Consider the following 1885-nt stretch of genomic DNA (forward strand, 5'->3'; position numbering starts at 1 on the left):
ACCAGCGACCCAATGATTAACAGTCATTTGCTCTACCAACTGAGCTATCGGGGAATCGTTGTCGACGATGCTTTGCGTCATCACCTAACGGCTGCGAATATTAATGAGATTTCTCGCTGAGTCAAGTACTTCACCCCAGCTTTGTTCAAAAAGTTTCTGAAAAAAGACGCTAGAAATAACAGGCTGATCTATCAAACAGGAGTTAAACGCCCGTCACTTCCGAGCCTGCTCTTTAACACAGAACTCCTTAAACAGAAAAAGCCACCCGAAGGCGGCCTTTTCAACCATCAAATGACGAAGTCTGTGATTACAGGCCTTCAGCACTCTCAGACAGGTACTTGGCAACACCAGCAGGGGATGCATCCATACCCTTGTCACCTTTGCTCCAGCCAGCCGGGCAAACTTCGCCATGCTCTTCGTGGAATTGCAGGGCGTCAACCAGACGAACCAGCTCATCCATGTTACGACCCAGAGGCAGATCGTTAATGATCTGGGAGCGTACAACACCGTCCTTATCAATCAGGAAAGCACCACGGAAAGCGACACCGCCTTCGGACTCAACGTCGTAGGCTTTACAGATGTCGTGAGCCATGTCAGCTGCCAGAGTGTACTTAACAGGACCGATGCCGCCCTCACTGACAGGTGTATTGCGCCATGCGTTGTGAGTAAAGTGAGAGTCGATGGAAACACCGATAACTTCAACGTTGCGCTCTTTGAACGCATCGATTCGGTGATCCAGAGCGATCAGCTCGGAAGGACAAACGAAAGTGAAGTCCAGTGGGTAAAAGAACAGAATACCGTACTTGCCACGAATCGCCTCGGACAGGGTAAACTCTTCAACAATCTCGCCATTGCCCAGGACGGCAGGAACAGTAAAGTCAGGAGCTTTCTTGCCAACCAGTACGCCCATGAATTTAATCTCCAAGGTTTAGTATGTATCACTGCGATCATGCAAACATTGCAGTCATCGCAATCATTGAAGCGAGAACATAATACACCTCATAACGGCCTTAGCCTATAAACCCCTGCACAAATATCTATTAATTTTCTCTTTCAAAAGATAGATAAAATCTATCACATTTAACCAATCCATTGGATTCAGTGATCTTTTCACCGCAAGCGATGGGAAATATAACCCCAAGAGATTTAACAACGACTACAACCGATAACGCAAATAAGACATATTCTCATTATATTTCAATACGTTACCTTTGACATAAGTCATTAAGGTTCCATACTTCTGTAGCCTGTACTTTTCAGAGACAGGCATTACATAGCTCCTGAAAAGAGCTTCTGTAATGCCTTCTTAAATTTGTGACTGTATGGAGCCTCTATCATGCAAGGCAACAAAGATGTTCTGGATCATCTTAATCAAGTATTGATGAATGAACTGACTGCCATTAATCAGTATTTTTTGCACGCACGAATGCTCAAGAACTGGGGAGTTAACAAACTAGGCCAGTACGTATATAAGGAGTCCATTGATGAAATGTGGCATGCCGACTGGCTGATTGAGCGAATTCTTTTCCTGGAAGGCATGCCCGACTTTAAATACATGCAAAAGCCAATCATTGCCGCGGATGTTAAGGGGATTCTGGAAGCTGATCTGCAGCAAGAACTGAAAGCGATTCCCCCATTAAAAGACGCTATCGATCTCTGTGAAAAAGTAGGTGATTATGGTTCACGTCAGTTACTTGAAAAGATTCTGGCAGCGGAAGAAGAACACATGGATAGTCTGGAAGTCCATCTGAACCGCATCAAAACCATGGGGATGGAAAATTATATTCTCTCTCAGAGCGAGGAAGACTAGCAGCCTGTCGGACTTAAGCATCCGTAGCGAGGATTGCAAGAAATTGAGGATAAAAATTTCTGCTTCTGAGGAGAA

At 44.9% G+C, this 1885-nt stretch carries 2 protein-coding genes; one reads left to right on the forward strand and one right to left on the reverse strand.

The genetic code is table 11. The features are described from left to right. Window positions 1-307 precede the first annotated feature (307 nt). A complete protein-coding gene (locus KDK19_RS02175) occupies window positions 308-910 on the reverse strand; it encodes a peroxiredoxin (protein ID WP_257275517.1) in 603 nt (200 codons plus the stop codon). A gap of 426 nt (window positions 911-1336) precedes the next feature. On the opposite strand from KDK19_RS02175, the gene bfr reads away from it, so the two are divergent. After that, window positions 1337-1810 (forward strand): bacterioferritin, encoded by a 474-nt coding sequence (bfr, locus tag KDK19_RS02180; protein WP_257279882.1) that lies wholly within the window; start codon window positions 1337-1339, stop codon window positions 1808-1810. Window positions 1811-1885 lie beyond the last annotated feature (75 nt).

The sequence above is a fragment of the Endozoicomonas sp. ONNA1 genome, assembly GCF_024606325.1.
In the GTDB taxonomy this organism is placed as follows: Bacteria; Pseudomonadota; Gammaproteobacteria; order Pseudomonadales; family Endozoicomonadaceae; genus Endozoicomonas_A.

Excerpts from the sequence above, each read along its gene's own strand:
- KDK19_RS02175 (WP_257275517.1), bottom strand. The coding sequence starts at position 910 with ATGGGCGTACTGGTTGGCAAGAAAGCTCCTGACTTTACTGTTCCTGCC.
- bfr (WP_257279882.1), top strand. The coding sequence starts at position 1,337 with ATGCAAGGCAACAAAGATGTTCTGGATCATCTTAATCAAGTATTGATG.